Source organism: uncultured Dietzia sp. (assembly GCF_937873725.1).
Lineage (GTDB): Bacteria > Actinomycetota > Actinomycetes > Mycobacteriales > Mycobacteriaceae > Dietzia.
Genome location: NZ_CALMYY010000070.1, coordinates 1 through 16232 on the forward strand (window position 1 = coordinate 1; position 16232 = coordinate 16232).

16 protein-coding genes are annotated in these 16232 nt (G+C 72.1%); 8 read left to right on the plus strand and 8 right to left on the minus strand.

What is annotated here, in order from left to right:
* Nucleotides 1-290 precede the first annotated feature (290 nt).
* The 3 genes from Q0444_RS06890 to Q0444_RS06900 are packed head-to-tail and all read right to left on the minus strand — an operon-like array spanning nt 291 to nt 3870.
* Nucleotides 291-1064 carry a glycerophosphodiester phosphodiesterase family protein gene (locus Q0444_RS06890; protein WP_299022427.1) on the minus strand — a complete coding sequence of 258 codons (774 nt, stop codon included), beginning with the start codon at nt 1062-1064 and terminating at the stop codon, nt 291-293.
* Between the two features lie 58 nt (nt 1065-1122).
* Nucleotides 1123-1965, minus strand: a complete 843-nt coding sequence (locus Q0444_RS06895; RefSeq protein ID WP_291080423.1) for a DUF4328 domain-containing protein — start codon at nt 1963-1965, stop codon at nt 1123-1125.
* Between the two features lie 60 nt (nt 1966-2025).
* Complete coding sequence (locus Q0444_RS06900; protein ID WP_299022430.1) at nt 2026-3870, minus strand: pyruvate kinase; 1845 nt, start codon at nt 3868-3870, stop codon at nt 2026-2028.
* Nucleotides 3871-4141: 271 nt separating this feature from the next.
* Between Q0444_RS06900 and Q0444_RS06905 the strand changes: the two genes are divergently transcribed.
* A complete protein-coding gene (locus Q0444_RS06905; RefSeq protein ID WP_007629661.1) occupies nt 4142-4345 on the plus strand; it encodes a cold-shock protein in 204 nt (67 codons plus the stop codon).
* An 87-nt stretch (nt 4346-4432) separates the two neighbouring features.
* On the opposite strand, the gene msrA is transcribed toward Q0444_RS06905, so the two are convergent.
* Nucleotides 4433-5074: a peptide-methionine (S)-S-oxide reductase MsrA gene (gene msrA, locus Q0444_RS06910; protein ID WP_291080412.1), complete on the minus strand. Its 642-nt coding sequence runs from the start codon at nt 5072-5074 to the stop codon at nt 4433-4435.
* Nucleotides 5075-5213: 139 nt separating this feature from the next.
* Between msrA and Q0444_RS06915 the strand changes: the two genes are divergently transcribed.
* Both Q0444_RS06915 and Q0444_RS06920 read left to right on the plus strand, forming a co-directional pair.
* Nucleotides 5214-5387: a hypothetical protein gene (locus tag Q0444_RS06915; protein ID WP_291080410.1), complete on the plus strand. Its 174-nt coding sequence runs from the start codon at nt 5214-5216 to the stop codon at nt 5385-5387.
* 68 nt (nt 5388-5455) lie between these two features.
* On the plus strand, nt 5456-6877 hold the full coding sequence (locus Q0444_RS06920; RefSeq protein ID WP_291080408.1) for a DUF2252 domain-containing protein: 1422 nt from the start codon (nt 5456-5458) through the stop codon (nt 6875-6877).
* Here Q0444_RS06920 and Q0444_RS06925 read toward each other — a convergent pair.
* Entirely contained in the window at nt 6866-7339 is a 474-nt protein-coding gene (locus tag Q0444_RS06925) for an NUDIX domain-containing protein (RefSeq protein ID WP_299022463.1), read from the minus strand. The two genes, Q0444_RS06920 and Q0444_RS06925, sit on opposite strands and share 12 nt — an antisense overlap.
* Nucleotides 7340-7488: 149 nt before the next feature.
* On the opposite strand from Q0444_RS06925, the gene Q0444_RS06930 reads away from it, so the two are divergent.
* From Q0444_RS06930 to Q0444_RS06940, 3 genes are all read left to right on the plus strand, one after another.
* Nucleotides 7489-8091: a superoxide dismutase gene (locus tag Q0444_RS06930; protein WP_291080404.1), complete on the plus strand. Its 603-nt coding sequence runs from the start codon at nt 7489-7491 to the stop codon at nt 8089-8091.
* Between the two features lie 111 nt (nt 8092-8202).
* Nucleotides 8203-10260, plus strand: a complete 2058-nt coding sequence (locus Q0444_RS06935) for a neutral/alkaline non-lysosomal ceramidase N-terminal domain-containing protein (protein WP_299022468.1) — start codon at nt 8203-8205, stop codon at nt 10258-10260.
* 61 nt (nt 10261-10321) lie between these two features.
* A complete protein-coding gene (locus Q0444_RS06940) occupies nt 10322-11089 on the plus strand; it encodes an SDR family NAD(P)-dependent oxidoreductase (RefSeq protein ID WP_299022470.1) in 768 nt (255 codons plus the stop codon).
* Between the two features lie 103 nt (nt 11090-11192).
* On the opposite strand, the gene Q0444_RS06945 is transcribed toward Q0444_RS06940, so the two are convergent.
* The 3 genes from Q0444_RS06945 to Q0444_RS06955 form a co-directional block, all read right to left on the minus strand.
* Complete coding sequence (locus Q0444_RS06945) at nt 11193-11837, minus strand: hypothetical protein (RefSeq protein ID WP_299022472.1); 645 nt, start codon at nt 11835-11837, stop codon at nt 11193-11195.
* A 348-nt stretch (nt 11838-12185) separates the two neighbouring features.
* Nucleotides 12186-12737 carry a hypothetical protein gene (locus Q0444_RS06950; protein WP_070720789.1) on the minus strand — a complete coding sequence of 184 codons (552 nt, stop codon included), beginning with the start codon at nt 12735-12737 and terminating at the stop codon, nt 12186-12188.
* A 145-nt stretch (nt 12738-12882) separates the two neighbouring features.
* Nucleotides 12883-14574 carry a TM0106 family RecB-like putative nuclease gene (locus tag Q0444_RS06955; RefSeq protein WP_299022478.1) on the minus strand — a complete coding sequence of 564 codons (1692 nt, stop codon included), beginning with the start codon at nt 14572-14574 and terminating at the stop codon, nt 12883-12885.
* Between the two features lie 111 nt (nt 14575-14685).
* Here Q0444_RS06955 and Q0444_RS06960 point away from each other — a divergent pair, with 111 nt between their 5' ends.
* A complete protein-coding gene (locus tag Q0444_RS06960; RefSeq protein ID WP_299022480.1) occupies nt 14686-15531 on the plus strand; it encodes a DUF6474 family protein in 846 nt (281 codons plus the stop codon).
* 5 nt (nt 15532-15536) lie between these two features.
* Nucleotides 15537-16121: a copper resistance CopC family protein gene (locus tag Q0444_RS06965; RefSeq protein ID WP_299022482.1), complete on the plus strand. Its 585-nt coding sequence runs from the start codon at nt 15537-15539 to the stop codon at nt 16119-16121.
* Nucleotides 16122-16232: the final 111 nt, after the last annotated feature.

The window sequence follows — 16232 nt, forward strand, 5'->3', positions numbered from 1 at the left end:
GGGGCGCGGCAGAAGCGGGGGGGCGCGGCAGAAGCGGCGGGACGCGTGCAGACCGGCAGCGCGACCCGGGCCGGATGCGCTGCGCCTTTGCCCTGCGCTGCGGGAATGCCCGGAAACGCGGGGGGCACGCGTCCGGAATGGTCCATTCAGGCAGCGCATGTCACAGCCGCAGCGCACGTCGCAGCCGCAGCCGCAGCGCACTTCACAGCCGCAGCCGCAGCGCACGTCGCAGCCGCAGCGCACGTGGCGGGAGCAGACCCGGGCCCGCCGCGAGCCCCACCTCCGAGAACTCAGCCCGCCGCCGGCCCCTCAGCCCGGGGCACGCCCCCGTCGAGGACGGTCAGCGCCCGCGACGGGACGTTGGTCCCCACCCAGTCCACGCCCAGGTCCCGGCACAGGAGCAGATCGGCCGGGTCGTCCACGGTCCAGCAGTAGGTGCCCATCCCCCGCGACCGCCAGTATTCGACCAGCCACGGCCGGGCCCGGAGCGCCCCGATGCTCGGGCCCATCAGTTGGGCGCCGACCCCCTCGGCCGGCCACGACTTGAGCACGTTCCGTCGCTCGCGCAACTGCACGGCGGGGATCTCCGGCGCCAACTGACGGAACCGGCGCACCGCCATCACCGAGAAACTCATCATGACCGCGCGGGAGTCGGCGAACGACGCGGGCCGGTCCATGCCGAAGTACCTGAGCTCGTCGCGCAGGGCCGCCTCCACGCGCCCTCCCGACGGCACCGGGTGCTTGGTCTCGAGAAACAGCCTGACCTGCGGGAACGCCTCGGCCATCACGAGGAAGCTCCGCAGCGTCAGCAGCGGCTCGGGCGCGCGGTGCACGGGGTGCCAGCTCCCCAGGTCGAGGGTCGCGAGCTGGTCCAGGGTGCTGGAGTGGACCCACAGGTCGCGGTCCGCCACCCGCGTGGTCCGGGGGTCGTGGAGCAGCACCGGGACGCCGTCGGCGGTGAGCCGGATGTCCACCTCGAGGGCCTCCGCGCCCTGTTCCAGCGCCTGCTGAAAGGCGACGAGGGTGAGCTCGGGGAACTGGGCCGAGGCGCCGCGATGGGCCACGACCCCACTCCGTGTGGACACGGGGGACGGCGGATGGGTGGTCACCGGGACCGTCATCTCACTCCTCTCGCGATGCGGGTGCCCCTACCATCCCCCGCACGAGCAGCCGCCGGGTGAACCGCGGGGAAGGGTCGCCGAAACTCCGCATGACGGACCGTGTCTCCCGGACCACCCACACCGCCGCGAGGGCCGCCAGGCCGGCGAGCAGCACCGTGTCGGCGGCGGCCTGGGGGCTGTCTCCGGTGCTGCGCCACCACGCGGCCAGGACCAGCACACCGTTGACGGTGAAGGCCGCCCACCAGCGGCGCACGGCGGACCTGCCGGGTGCGCGGGGCGAGGCCCGGCGGAGTTCCTCCAGGTAGACGGGGAGACGAACCCAGTTGACGACGACGACGAGGCTGCCGATCCACAGCTCCGCCCGTCTCCGCGGGTCCGGGGCGGGGTCGTACACGCGTCGGCGCGTCTCGACGAGCCATGCCGTGGCCGCGACGGCCGCCGCGGCACCGACGAGGAGCGCCACGGCCCCGGCCACCCACACGAGCGCGGTTGTGGCGGCCTCGACCCACCACGGGGCCAGACGATCGTCGTACCAGGCGAGGGCCGCGTAGCGGAGACCGTGCGCCACGGCGGACGCCGCGAACCAGGTCCCCGCCGCGGTGACGATCCCGGGCGCGGCAGCGGCCGGCCACGCGCGCGACGGTCGCTCCGGCCGGTCCGTGCGAGGGGGGATCGCGACCAGCGGCAGGCCCCATCTCGGGGTCGCCGGGTAGGCGGGTGTCCGGTCACCCCACGCGGGGCCCGCGCGGTACCGCGGCGGGGGCGGACGGGTGCCCTGCAGCGGGGGCCGCCACGGCGGGTGGGCGACCCAGCGCCACCGGCCGGTCCGCCGCGGTGTGGTCATGGCGACCATGCTGGCACAGGCCGGGCGGCCGACGTGCGCGGTCGGTGCCGGTGCCGGGGGTCAGTCCCAGCTGTCCACGTGGCGCATCAGCGGCAGCGCCTTGCGCTGGATCCGGCCCATCCGGGAGTGGATCGCGTCGAGCGTCTCGATCGCCTCCGCCACGTACGGGCCCTTGTTGAGCATCACGCACTCCGCCCGCTGCGCCGAGCCCGCGTCGGAGATCTCGGCGCGGGACGGCATGCCGGTCTTGGTGAGGGATTCCAACACCTGGGTGGCCAGCACGACCGGCACCCGGGCCGCCTGGCACATCAGGGTGATGTTGCGCGGGATCTCCGAGAGCGACTCGAAGCCCATCTCCACGGCCAGGTCCCCGCGGGCGATCATCACGCCCACCCTGTCGTGCCGCATGGCCTCGAGCAGGAGCGCCGGCAGCGAGCGGTAGGCCTGCCTGGTCTCGACCTTCAGCAGCAGACCCAGCTCACGGCCGGTCTCGGCGGCAGCCTCCTGTAGCGCGGTGACCGCATCGGCCACGTCCTGACGGGTGCGCACGAACGACAGCGCCACCACGTCGGCGTGCCTGGCGGCGAACCGCAGGCTCCGCCGGTCCTCGTCGGTCAGGGCCGGGGTGGCCACCTCGACCCCGGGGACGTTGATGCCTTTCTCGGAGCCCAGCCAGCGGCCGCCCTCGCGGCAGCGCACCACCTCCAGGCGGGCCCACGGGCCGTCCGCGGCGGCGTCCCCCGGGGTGGCGGTCACCTCCGCGGCGATCACCCCGTCGTCGAACAGCACCCGGTCCCCCACCGACAGCGCCTCCACGACCTCCGGCAGGGCGCAGCCCAGCCTTATCTCCCCGCCGTGGCGCGGCGGCTCCACGGGCTCCATGTCCGAGGTGAGCAGGATCGAGTCCCCGCGCCGGACCCGGATCCGGCGCGGGACCGCGGGGATCCCGCGGACGCGGGTGCGCCCGAAATCGCAGTCGATCGTCGTACCGTCCCGCACCCACGCGTTGCGCTGGCCCTCGGCCAGCACCCCGTCGGCCCCCGCGGAGACCACGGTGAACCGCCGCCCGACCCGCCGCGTGTCGGGAACGTGGATCACGTCGCCCGGTGAGCGGGCCGCCAACCACTCCGGGTCGACGCGCACGCGCAGGGGCGCACGGCCCCGGGTGACGGGCGGCGCCGGGGCCACGGCGGGGTCGACGCCGTCGGCGGTCAACCAGATACGGGCGGGTTCGACGACGGTCCCGTCGTCCTCCCTCGTGACCCGGGCCCGCCCCACCGGCGCGCCGAGGGCGATCGGCCCGGTCCGCAACTTGGGTCCGGCCAGGTCCATGGAGACCGGGATCCGCCTGCCCACCGCCCCCTGCGCGGCGCGGACGTGCGCGATCATCGCCTCCCACCGCTCCGGGTCGTCGTGGGCGCAGTTGATGCGCGCCAGGTCCATCCCGCGCTCGGCGAGGTCCAGGACGAATCCGGGGTCGTCGGCGGCCTTCGACGGCAAGGTCACCATGACCCGTCCCGACCGGCCGTGACGGGCCCGGCCCAGGAGGTCGTCCGCATGGTCCGCCAACGCGGCCTCCCCGGCATCGCGGGCGGCGGCCGTGGCCTCGCGGTCCGCGAAGGCGGCCGGATCCTCACCGCGGAGCGCGGCCACCGCCGCACGGGCCGCGCCGAGAGCCATCTCCACGTCGTCCTCGCAGCCGACCAACGGCGAGACCCCCACGTCGAGCAACCGGTCCTGCAGGTCCCGGAGGTCGTGCCGGCGCAGGGTCGCGTAGTCGACGAGGTTCAGCGCGCCGCCGCGGTGGGTCGGCGCGCACGCGTCCACCTCGGCCGCGTGCCCGGGACGGCCCCGGGAGAGGTCGGCGAGGAGCGCATCCAGGTCACGGGCGAGGTCGGAGTTCACGTGCACAGTCTCGCCGGGCCCGGGCGGGAGAGCGACCCCGGAACAGGACACGGCACCGGGTGTTCACGTGCCCGTCACCCGGCGGGGGTGACGGATGGCCTCCCACCATGTAGGGTCATACTCAGTAGTTGAAATCGTACGTTGTATTTCTGTAGATCCACCGTCCTTGAGAGAGGACGATGCGGCACCGCAGGGAAACACACAGCACGCTCTCTGCTGCAACATCAGGCGTCCCGACAAGCGGGGCGCCGACTCTCGAAAGGACGCCACTATGGCAACCGGCACCGTGAAGTGGTTCAACGCTGACAAGGGCTTCGGCTTCATCGCGCCCGACGACGGCTCGGCCGACGTCTTCGCGCACTTCTCCGCCATCCAGGGCTCGGGCTACCGCTCGCTCGAGGAGAACCAGCAGGTCTCCTTCGACGTCGCGCAGGGCGCCAAGGGCCTGCAGGCGGAGAACATCACCCCGATGTGATCCGAGGTCAGAGCAATCTGACTTCTTACGATCGTCGACGAGGGCCCGGCCCGGGAGAAATCCCGGCCGGGCCCTTTCGTGTGCCGATCAGATCGGGCAGGCCACCCCGCTGCGCACGTGGCAGTCGTACCCGCCCGGGTTCTTGAGCAGATACTGCTGGTGGTAGTCCTCGGCGTACGAGTACTCCCCGGACCTGACCTCCTCGAGCATGCCGAACTCCGTGGTCAGGGCCCCGAATCCGGCGGCGTCCAGCTCCTTCTGGTACGCCGCGGCCAGGCGCCGGGTCGTGGCCTCCTGCTCCCGCGTGGTGGTGAACACCGCCGACCGGTACTGGGTCCCCAGGTCGTTGCCCTGCCGCATGCCCTGGGTGGGGTCGTGCCACTCGAAGAACGTCGCGAGCAGCTTCTCGACCGGCAGCACTGCCGGATCGAAGACCACCAGCACCGCCTCGGTGTGGCCGGTCCGCCCGGTGCACGTCTCCTCGTAGGTGGGGTTCGGCGTCCACCCCCCGGCGTAGACGGCGGCCGTGGTCCACACACCGTCGAGCTGCCACAGGATCTTCTCCGCACCCCAGAAGCACCCCATCCCCAGCACGATCACCTCGTGTCCCTCGGGGAACGGCGGCACCATGGGGTGTCCCGTGGCGAGGTTCGCCGGCGCCACGGGCACCCGCTCCGTCCTGCCCGGCAACGCCGATCCTGCGTCGATCACCTCGGTCGCCGTGCGCATCGCGGAATGTCTGATCGCGTCCTGTAGCCAGCCCATGCCACAGGGTAACCCCGTCGCGGGAACGTGATCACGGTGTGATGTGACGAACGCCACAGCCGGCGCTAGGGTGGGCAGCAGATTGACCGAGGGGGAGCTCGACGTGACCACTTCAAAGCCCGCCGCCCAGCAGCTGCGGGAGATCCTCGACGGCGACTCGGGTCGGCCGTTCGAGGGCTCCGGGTGCAGTGACCACGTCCGCCGTCGCAACCTCCGGGTCAGCGTCGCCGGCGCGGTGCTCCTGCTGATCGTGCTCCTCGCGCTCCTCGTGCTGTGATCCACCCCGTGTGATCGACCCCAGTGTGATCGACCCCGTGTGATCCACCCCGTGTGGTCGAATCGGGGATGACCTCATCCACGGACAGACCCCCGATCAGCGCGGACACCGTCCTGCGGGTCCGCAACCTCCTCCCGCCGGGCGCCCCGACCGGCCGGGCCGTGGACGCCGGCCGCGCGCTGCGCTCCGGGTGCCCGCGCAGCTCCCACCGGGAGCTCGCCGCCCCGGACCACCGCGATCCGCTCGCCGTGATCGAGCGGACGGAGGTCGGCCGGCTCCCCGACCTCCTCGGGGTGCGCGCGGAACGGATGAGCGAGTCGGAGTTCGCCTATTTCCGCGGGACGGCCGACGTGATGGCCGCGGACCTGGCCGCCGGGCCGTCGACCGGCATCGACCTGGTGATCTGCGGCGATGCCCACGTGAGCAATTTCGGCCTGTACGCCACCCCGGAGCGCAGGCTCGTCTTTGACCTCAACGACTTCGACGAGGCGTGGATCGGCGCGTGGGAGTGGGACGTCAAGAGGCTGGCCGTCTCCGTGGACCTCGTCCTCAGGGAGAAGGCGGTCGACTCCGCGGCCCGGGCGGAGGCGGTCGCCTCCGTGGTCAGCGTCTACCGCGACGCGTTGGCCGTGAAGGTCCGGGAATCCTCCCTGGACCGCTACTTCTCCTCGGTCGACGCGGACTGGCTGCTCGACGCCGCGGAGACGCACGAGACGCAGAGCATCGAGCGCTCCCTGCGACGGGCGCGGCGCCGGACCTCCGAGCAGGTGCTGACCAAGATCACGACCGAGGGCCCGGAGGGGGATCACCGGATCGTCCACGACCCCCCGGTCCTGGTGCCCCTGGGCAGGGACGGGCTGGAGGAGATCCACGAGCGCTTCGACGAGTACCTCACCTCCCTCCGCCCGGACCTCGCGCTGTTGATGTCGCAGTTCCACGTGGTGCACGCCGCCCGACGGGTGGTGGGCGTCGGGAGCGTGGGCACCCGATGCGCGATCGTCCTCCTGGAGGAGTCCACCGGGGCCCCGTTGATCCTGCAGATCAAGGAGGCCGGCCGGAGCGTGCTCGCGGAACCGTCGCGGATCGATGCCGCCGAGGACGGTTTCCGGGTGGTGACCTGCCAGCGGATCCTCCAATCCGCCTCCGACCCGTTCCTGGGCTGGAGCTCGAGCAGCACCGGCCACAGCTTCTACTGGCGCCAGTTCCGCGACATGAAGGGCGACCTCGACCTCGACCGGATGAAGGCCCGGGGGGTCGTCCGGTACGGCCGGCTGTGCGCCGCGCTCCTCGCCCGAGCCCATTCCCAGAGTCCGAACAGCGCCGCCGTCGCCGGGTACCTGGGCAGGAGCGACGTGTTCCCCGCCGCGATCGCCGAGTGGGCCGGTCACTACTCCGACGTGGTGGCCGCGGACTACCGCGCGTACCTCGCCGCGGTGGCGGCGGGGCGTTTCGGCGGCGACGAGGTGGGCCCCGGCGGATCAGGTCGGTAGCGGGCTCCCGTGCCCGCGCATCCCGCGAGCGACCCGCACGAGCAGCGGGGCCCAGGGGGCGCAGTCGTCCTCGGGGAGCCCGGACACCGCCTCCAGCTGGACCGGGGTCACCCAGCGCGCCTCGGCGATCTCGGCCCGCGGCTCCTGCCCGCCGTCGACCTCGGCGGCAAAGACCTCGGAGACCAGCCGGAACCCGGGTTCGTTGGCGGTGGCGGTCTCGAAGCGCCCCAGCGGGGTGAGCTCCCCCGGTGCCAGCGTCACGCCCAGCTCCTCGCCGATCTCGCGGATCGCGCACTCCAGCGGCGTCTCGCCCGATTCCCACTTCCCGCCGGGGAGCATGAAGCGATCCGTTCCCGACTTCCGGACCGTGACCACCGCCCCGTCGGGTCGGGTCAGCACGACGGCCGAGACGGAGATGACGCGCGCGGCGGGCGTATCCGAGTGATCCACGATGCCGATCATGGCAGGTGGGCTGCGCCGCCGGAGGGGCGGCTCGTGCGGTGGCCGACGAAGGCGGTGAGCCATCACTATGGTGGGACACGGACGTCGTGACGGGCGCCGCGGGCGACGCCCGCGAGCAGCCCGTCACTCAACTGAGAGGACTCACCACGATGGCCGAGTATGTTCTTCCCGATCTCGACTACGACTACGGCGCTCTGGAGCCGCACATCTCCGGCGAGATCATGGAGCTCCACCACTCCAAGCACCACGCCACCTACGTCAAGGGCGCCAACGACGCGATCGAGCAGCTCGCCGCCGCGCGCGAGGACGGCAGCATCGCCGCCAAGGCCCCGCTCCTGAGCAAGAACCTGGCCTTCCACCTCGGTGGCCACACCAACCACTCGGTGTTCTGGAAGAACATGTCGCCGAACGGTGGCGGTCGGCCCGAGGGTGACCTGGCCGCCGCGATCGACGCCGACTTCGGGTCGTTCGACAAGTTCCAGGCCCACTTCAACGCCGCCGCCACCACGCTGCAGGGCTCCGGCTGGTCCGTCCTGGGGTTCGACCACATCGGTCAGCGCCTGGTGATCCAGCAGCTCACCGACCAGCAGGGCAACATCTCGATCAACATCACCCCGCTGCTCATGCTGGACATGTGGGAGCACGCCTTCTACCTCCAGTACAAGAACGTCAAGCCGGACTACGTCAAGGCCTTCTGGAACGTCATCAACTGGGCGGACGTGGCCGAGCGCCTGGCCGCCGCCAAGGGCTGACCGGCCGGATCACAGCACCACAGCACCACCGCACCACAGCCGGGCCCCCGCGCAACGAGCGCGGGGGCCCGGCGTCTCACCCCCGACCCGCGCACCACCCAGGGAGCCCCGATGACCCGCAGCGACACCGGCCACCACGGCGTCCCCCGACGCACCGTCCTGGGCGGGGCGGCCGCGCTCGGCGGGATCGCCGCCCTGCAGTCGCTGCTGCCCGCGGCCGCCTCCGGGCAGTCCACAGCGATGTTCGTCGGCCGCGGCATCGGGGACATGACCGGCGAGCCGCTCGGCGCGGGCATGAACGGGTACGCGGACACCGAGCAACTCGCCGTCGGGCTCCACCTGAGGCAGCGGGCCCGCGCCTTCGTCTTTGCCGACTCGCCGTCGTCGCCCCGGTTCCTCCACGTCACCGCCGAGATCGGCCTGGTCTTCCAGTCGATCCAGCAGGAGGTCCTGCGGCGCCTGGCCGCCGAGTTCGGCGGCACCTACCACGAGGGCAACGTGGTCATCACCGCCACGCACACCCACGTCGCGCCGGGCGGGACGTCCGGTCACCCGATGGTCGACCTGTCGATGCTCGGCTTCCGTCCGGTGACGTTCGACGCCAACTGCGCCGGGATCGTCGACGCGGTCCGCATGGCGAATCGCGACCTCGCGCCGTCGACCGTCGGGGTGACGACCGGAACCCTGCACGACGCCGGCGTCAACCGCTCCCGCGGGTCCTTCGACCGCGACTCCCCGGACGATCGCGCCCACTTCCCCGCGGGGATCGACCCGCGGTCGCAGTCGCTGCAGATCACCCGCGACGGCAGGCTGGTCGGCGTGCTGAACTGGTTCGCCGCGCACGCCACCTCGATGACCTCGCACAACCGGATCGCCTCCTCGGACAACAAGGGCTACGCCGCGTGGCACTGGGAGCGCGAGGTGGCCGGGCAGGACTACCTGGCCGGCCGCACGCCGGAGCTGGTGACCGCGTTCGCGCAGACCAACCCCGGCGACGTGAGCCCCAATCTGGACCTCGCGCCCGGGCGGGGCCCGACGCCCGACGAGTGGCTCAACACCCGGATCACCGGCGAGCGACAGTTCGCCGCGGCCCGGGACCAGGTGGACCGCGGCGTCCGGCCGCTGGGCGGCGGGATCGACGTCCGGCACCGCTGGGTGGACATGTCGGCGGTCGAGATCCGCCCCGAGTTCACCGGCGACGGCCGCGCGCACCGGACCGCCGTCGCGGCGCTGGGGGCGGCGTTCGCCTCCGGCAGCCAGGAGGACGGCGGCGGCGGCGACGAGCTGCCGTTCGCCGAGGGCGACCGCGGCGGAAACCCCGCCGTCAGGGCGGTCACCGACGTGGTGGTCCCCGCCTGGCTCCGCGAGGCGCACGGCGCCAAGGACGTCCTGCTGCCGGTGGGCCTGGTGCCGAACGCCATCCAGCGCGTCTACCCGTTCCACCTGGTCCGACTGGGCGGGCACTACCTGTTCTGCCTGGGATTCGAGCCGACCGTCGTGGCCGGATTGCGGCTGCGCCGCACGCTCTCGGCCGAGTTGGGCGTGGCCGAGGACCGCATCACCGTGCAGGGCTACTCCAACGCCTACGGGCACTACGTCACCACCCCCGAGGAGTACTCCGCGCAGAACTACGAGGGCGGCGCGACGGCGTTCGGGCCGTGGACCCTGCCGGCCATCCAGCAGGTCGCCGCCGATCTGGCGCGCTCGATGCGGGCGGGGACGCCGCTCGATCCCGGCGGCCCCGAGCGCGACCTCACCGGCCTCATCCCGGTGTCCCCGCTGGGCAACCCGGTCGTGGACACCCCGGCCCCCTTCCGGCGGTTCGGCGACGTCCTCGATCCGCCCCTGGCGGAGTACCGCGTGGGCCAGCGCGTGACGGTCCGGTTCTGCGGCACGCACCCCAACTCCGACCTGCGCCGCGGGGACACCTACCTCGCGGTGGAACGTCGCGACGACGGCCGCTGGGTACGCGTCCACGACGACGGGGACTGGTCCACGATGATCGTCTTCGAGGGCCTGCTCACCGTCACCAACGCCCTCATCACCTGGGACATCCCGCCGGGCACCCCGGCCGGTGCGTACCGCGTGGTCTACACGGCCTCGGGCCGCGGGATCGACGGCCGGCTGTTCCCCGTGCGGGGGGAGAGCACGGCCTTCGACGTGCGCTGACCTCGTCTCTGGGACACTGGGGGGGACATTCGTTGCAGTTCCTAGTGAAAGGACATCGCCCGTGGACATCAAGGGTGCTTCCGTCATCGTCACCGGCGCCGCCTCCGGCCTGGGCAACGCCACCGCGCGGTCGTTCGCCGAGAAGGGCGCGATCGTCTTCGGCCTCGATCTCCAGCAGTCCATCGACAAGGCGGCCGAGCAGGGCATCGACGAGGGCATCACCCTCCTCGCCGCCGACGTGACCAGCGAGGACGACGTCAAGGCCGCCATCGCCAAGGCCACCGAAGCCGCGCCGCTGCGCGTGGTGGTCAACTGCGCCGGCATCGCCCCGGCCGCCCGGATCGTCTCCAAGAAGGGCGTGCACGCGCTCGACCTCTTCCAGACCTGCATCTCCGTGAACCTGGTGGGCACGTTCAACGTCATGCGGCTGGCCGCCGAGGCCATGTCCACGCAAGACACCGTGGACGAGGACGGCCAGCGCGGCGTCATCATCAACACCGCCTCCGTGGCCGCGTACGAGGGCCAGGTCGGCCAGATCGCCTACGCCGCGTCCAAGGGCGGCGTCTACTCGATGGGCATCTGCGCCGCGCGCGACCTGGCGCAGTTCGGCATCCGGGTCAACACCATCGCCCCGGGCACCATCGAGACCCCGATGCTGCGTGGCCTGACCGAGGAGTTCCAGAAGACCCTCGAGGCCTCGATCCCGTTCCCGTCGCGCCTGGGCCGCCCGTCGGACTACGCCCAGCTCGCCAACGCGATCGTCGAGCACGACTACCTCAACGGCGAGTCGATCCGCATGGACGGCGCCCTGCGCATGGCGCCGCGCTAGACCGGACGTCCGGCCGGACCGAGCGTTCCCGTCGCCGGGACTTCCGGTGACACGAGTGAGGCCCGCCCCGTCTGGGGCGGGCCTCACTCGTGTCGGCCGGGGCCTACGGCAGCGGCGGCAGCGCGATGCCGGCCGCGGTGATGGCCGCGTAGATCTGCGGCGCGAAGTAGATGCCCGCACCGATGGCGGCGACGGAACCCAGCCCCAGGGTGGCGGGAACGAGCGAGCCGGTGCCGCCGGGGAGCGAGCCGGCACCGAGGGATCCCTCCATCGAACCGAGAACGGTGGTGGCTCCCTCGCCGATGCCGAGCGAGCCCGCGATAGGAGCGTAGATCGGGGCCAGCGAACCGGTGGTGGGCTCCCCCAGAAGCGAATCAGTGGTGGTGATGGAGCCCGTGCCGGGTGCCGGGCTGAGCGAGTTGACGCCGGAGGAGGCGATCGCCTCGGACAAGGAGCCCGAGAGCGAGCCGGTGGTCGGCTCGCCGATCAGGGAACCCTCGGTATCGAGGGAGCCGTTGCCGGTGGCATCGCCGTCCAGGATAAGCGAGCCCAGGTCCTCCGGGACCGAACCGTTGCCGGCCGAGTCGCCGGAGCCCTCGCTGCCGGAGCTCAGCTCGCCTGAGCCGCCGGTCAGGCTGCCGGCGTCCAGGCTGCCCTCGCTCTGCGCGTTGGCGACGCCGGTGGCGCCCGAGATGGCCAGAGCGGTGGCGGCAGCGACGGCGGCCACCTTGCGGGTCGTGAACGTCATTTCTTCGTCTCCTCGTGTGGAAAAGGTTCCCAGGCGCGGAGGCTCGTGGCCGAACCACCCCGGGCGGGGTTTGACGGCGTCAAAACAGTGTTATGGAGAAACCGCTTCGACCGCCCTACCCGCACTCTATCGGTGCACTCAGGACGTCAACGGAGAAAACTTAGTTAATTCTTAGTTATAATCTGGCCCGAGAACTATTCTCGGCCTGCGATTCTGGCCTCGTCCGGCCGGGTCCGGTCACGCTTCTTCCCGTGATTACACCACCGCCGATGCCTCGAGGCCCACCCCCGGCGTCGGGAGCGGGCCTCGAGAGCGGAAACAGTACGGGGCGGAGGAGGCCCCGGAGGATCAGAACTGGGGCAGCGGCGGCAGCACGATTCCCGCGTCCGTCAGAGCCTGCTCGATCTGCGGCGCGAAGTAGATTCCCGCCCCGATGACAGCGGCGGAGCCGCCGACCAGCAGCACCGGCCCGAGCGAACCGGATCCACCAAGCGAATCCGTACCGCCATCGGAGCCGATGACGATTGCCGGACCCCCATCGGAGCCCAGTGCGTCACCGACCGACGCCACGGCCGGCACCAGGGAGCCTGAGGTGGGCTCGCCGAGGAGGGAACCGGTGGTGTCCACGGAGCCGGTACCCGGCGCGGGACTCACGGCGTCGGAACCCGCTGCCGCGTTGACCGAGCCCACGCCCTGCGACACGACCGGGGCGAGGCTGCCGAAGGTCGGCTCGCCGAGCAATGCGGAGCCCGAGGTGTCGATCGATCCGGGGCCGACCTCCCCCGTCCCCTCCTCGGCCGAGCCGAGGGCGGAGGACTGAGCGTGTGCCAGACCCACTCCGCCGGTCAGGGCGAGAGCAGAGACGGCGAGGGCTGCAGCGGCGCGGATGTGACTCGTCATGGGTCAGTGTTCCTTTCGGGAGGGATGCGCCGGCACTCCGGCGATATTTAACAATTCTAATCATTCCGCCGAGAACACACTGCGCGGCCACCGCGAAATGCCCGCGCATGAGGGGTCCAAATCCGAAGTGGACGAACGTTCAGAGCTAGTAGCCATCCCGGCTCGAGCGGGAGATCCACTCGCGCACAGCGCGAGTGGCCCGGACATCGTCCTCGTTGTACTCCAGGATCCGTTGCCTTCCCGCCTCACGCTCGACCCCCCGGGCGGCCTGCGCATCCCGGTACCAGCCGACCGACGCCTCACCCCCGGCCTCGGGATCGCGCCAGTGAAAATCCGCGACCGGCGCCACCACCTTGAGACCGAGCCCGGATGTGGAGACGAACTGGGTGGTAACCGCCTCGTGGACGTCCACCCACTGCGAGGAGGAGATGAACCGTCGCACTTCGGCGACGGAGGGAACCCCCTTGACGACGGCGACGGTGCCCTCGGGCCCGAACCTGGCGGCGGTCGAGAGCATCCATCCGTTCTCGGCGGACCGCGAATAGCAGTAAGCCCTGAATGAGCGACCCTGACCTGCGGCCCTGTCCCGGATCCCGGTGAGCCAGCGCCAGAATTCCGCGAAGGCGCGCCCCTCGTCGGGATCTGGCAACCGGGTCCATGTGACGAACGGTTTATAGCCCTCCGCCTCCAGTGGGCGCCCGTCCCTCAGCGTGAGCAGCGCGCCCCACAGGTAGGCGCCATCGTCCAGGTGACTCTCGAGGTCCACGTCGACCTCGATGTCCGCACGCAGGATGCTCGGGCGGGCCACCTTGGGCACCACCGTCTCGCCGTCCCGATGCGCCCGGGCCCGCAGGACCGCATCCGCAAAAGGTTCACCATTCCAGTCGGGTGGCCGCTCCGGCCCGGCCTCCGCCAGTTCCGCCACGGTCCGCACGCCCTGCGCTCGCAGCGGGCCCGTCTGGCCACCGCCCACGACCAGACTCACGTCGTCGTTCATGGCCAGCCGGTCGCGGCAGCCCGTCACGTGCTGTCCCCGACCCTCCCAGCCCTCCCACCAGGGGCAGGTGCGGCATTCGCCGATGCGGCTCGGCGCGGTGTCCAGCTCACCGCGGACCACCGCCAGCCGCGTCGAATGAGTGCGGTCGGCGGCCTCGAGGACCGGCTCCAGCTCATGCACCACGTCCCGCGCGAGCGCGAGACCCAGAACCGCCCCGACGGGGGACTCCGCCGCGTGCCCCACCGCCCGCAACAATCGCCACGCGTGGACGAGCCGGTCCAGATCCGCGGGGTGACGCCGCACCCGGAGAGAGGGATCGGGCGCGGGGGCCCAGTCGAGCAATCGGGTCACCGTCGCCGTCGAGGCACTCCTGCCCCGTCGTGGATCGACCACCTTGTGATTGACCACCAGCACCGGCGCGTACCCACCTCCGGGCACGGCCGCCAGGGTGCACCGGAGGCCCGCCCGGCCCCCGTGCGGATCGGCGGGAAGGGCCGCGCCCCACACCAGGGTCGCCCCCCCGTCCAGCGCCTCGAGGGTGGCCAGCTCGTCGTCGTCGCCCGGAACGTCCCCCGGCAGATCCGTCCAGTGGTCCCCCACCACGTCCACCACGCGCGCGTCGGGTCCCGCGTTGCGGAGCGCGCGCTCGCGGAGGCCGGCGCGCCGATCGGCGGCCGCCATGGCGCGCAGCCGGACCCCCTCGTCGAGCGGCGCGGTCCGCCACCACCCCGGCCCGGCGTCCCGCTCCCGGGCCACACGATGCAGGCATCTGGCCCCCGAGGCCGGACCCACCACCGCGCCGCCGGGGACCCGGTGCGAATAGTCCCCCGCGGCCTCCATCGCCGTCCATCATGGCCCACACCGCGCGCGGGCACCGGTCCGGTGCTCTCCGTCGGACCGTTCGCCTAGGCTGAGGGCCTGATGTTCGCGACGAGAGAAGGATCGACGCCCATGGGCAAGCTGACGACCTACCGCGACAAGCGCGCCGAACTCCGCGCCCGCGCCGCCGCGCTCAAGGCCACCGCCATGACCGAGGCCAAGCTGGCCGCCAAGGAGGCCCGCCTCAAGGCCAAGGAGGCGCACCGCGTCGAGCTGGCCGAGGCCAAGGAGCGAGCCAAGGTGGAGGGGAAGAACGCGGACCGCAAGGCCAAGCGCGAGGCCAGGCGCGCCGAGAGGCAGGACAGGCTCGCCCGGAAGGCCGCCAAGCGGGACCGCAAGGCGGAGAAGTCGCTGTCCCGGCAGGAACGCGCCACCCTCAAGCGCCAGGCCAAGCTCGTCGCCAAGGACCGCAAGATGGCCGAGAAGATCGACGCCGCCGGACGCAAGCACGAGTACCAGCTGGCCGAGATGGAGCTGAAGACGCTCGAGGGCACCAAGCTCGGCAAGGACGACCTGCAGCGCTGGCTGGGCATGGCCAAGGTCGCCACCCCCGTCGTGCTGCCGCTGGTCTACAAGCTGGTCTCCAACGCCCAGGGGCCCGCCGACAAGCCCGCCGGAGTCGGCGCCGTCGACCTCCGAGCCGCCGGCATCAACGCCACCGGTCCGGGTGCGGCCCTCGGCGCCCGCATCGTGCGGCTGGAGCAGACCCTGGACCAGCTCGAGGTGAGCCGCGGCGGCGACCGCCAGGTCACCGACTTCATCACCTCCACCCGCGCGCGGCTGAGGGATCTCCGGACGGCCGTCGAGACCGCCGAGACCACCCCCACCGCCCAGCGCCGCGAGATCCACGCCGCCATCTCCGGCGAGCTCGACCGGGTCAACAAGGACGTGCTCGCCCGCCTCGGCGTCACCTCGTGACCGCGGTGCGCAGACGGCTCGCTTCGACGACCCTCGCCGCGGCCCTGCTCGGCGGCGCCGCGGTCCCGGCTGTCGTCCTCGCCCCCGTCGCGGCCGCGCACTCGGTCCTCCTCTCGGTGGACCCGCAGGACGGGGCGGTGCTCGAGGCCTCCCCGGGGCAGGTCACGCTGGCGTTCAACGAGGACATCAACCGGACGTTCGCCTCGGTGGCCGTGACGTCGGGTGGCGATCGGACCAACCTGGTCGTCGGTGAGCCCGTCGTGGACGGCGGGACGGTCACCGTGCGGCTCGGCGAGCTGAGTGCCGGCGAGTACACGATCGGCTACCGGGCGACCTCGGCCGACGGGCACGTGATCGCCGGCTCCTCGGTGTTCACCGTGGCGGGGGCGTCCTCCGCAGCGGCCCCGGCGGGCACGGCGGGCGCGGCCTCGGAGCCGGGGGCGTCCTCCGCGACAGCTGACCAGCAGCTGACCGGCGCCTCCGAATCGCAGGATCCGGACTCCGGCATCAACCCCGCGCTGTGGGTTGTCGGCGGACTGGCGGTCCTGCTCATCGGCGGCGCGGTCGTGCTGCTGCGCCGCGGCGGCTGACAACAGACAGGCCCCACCCCGACCTGCGCTCCCTCTTCGCCTTGCGCTGGCTTCGTCCCTCTTTGCCAAGCTGTTTGTGAGTCACTCGACCGCGAGCAGATTGGAGTCCGG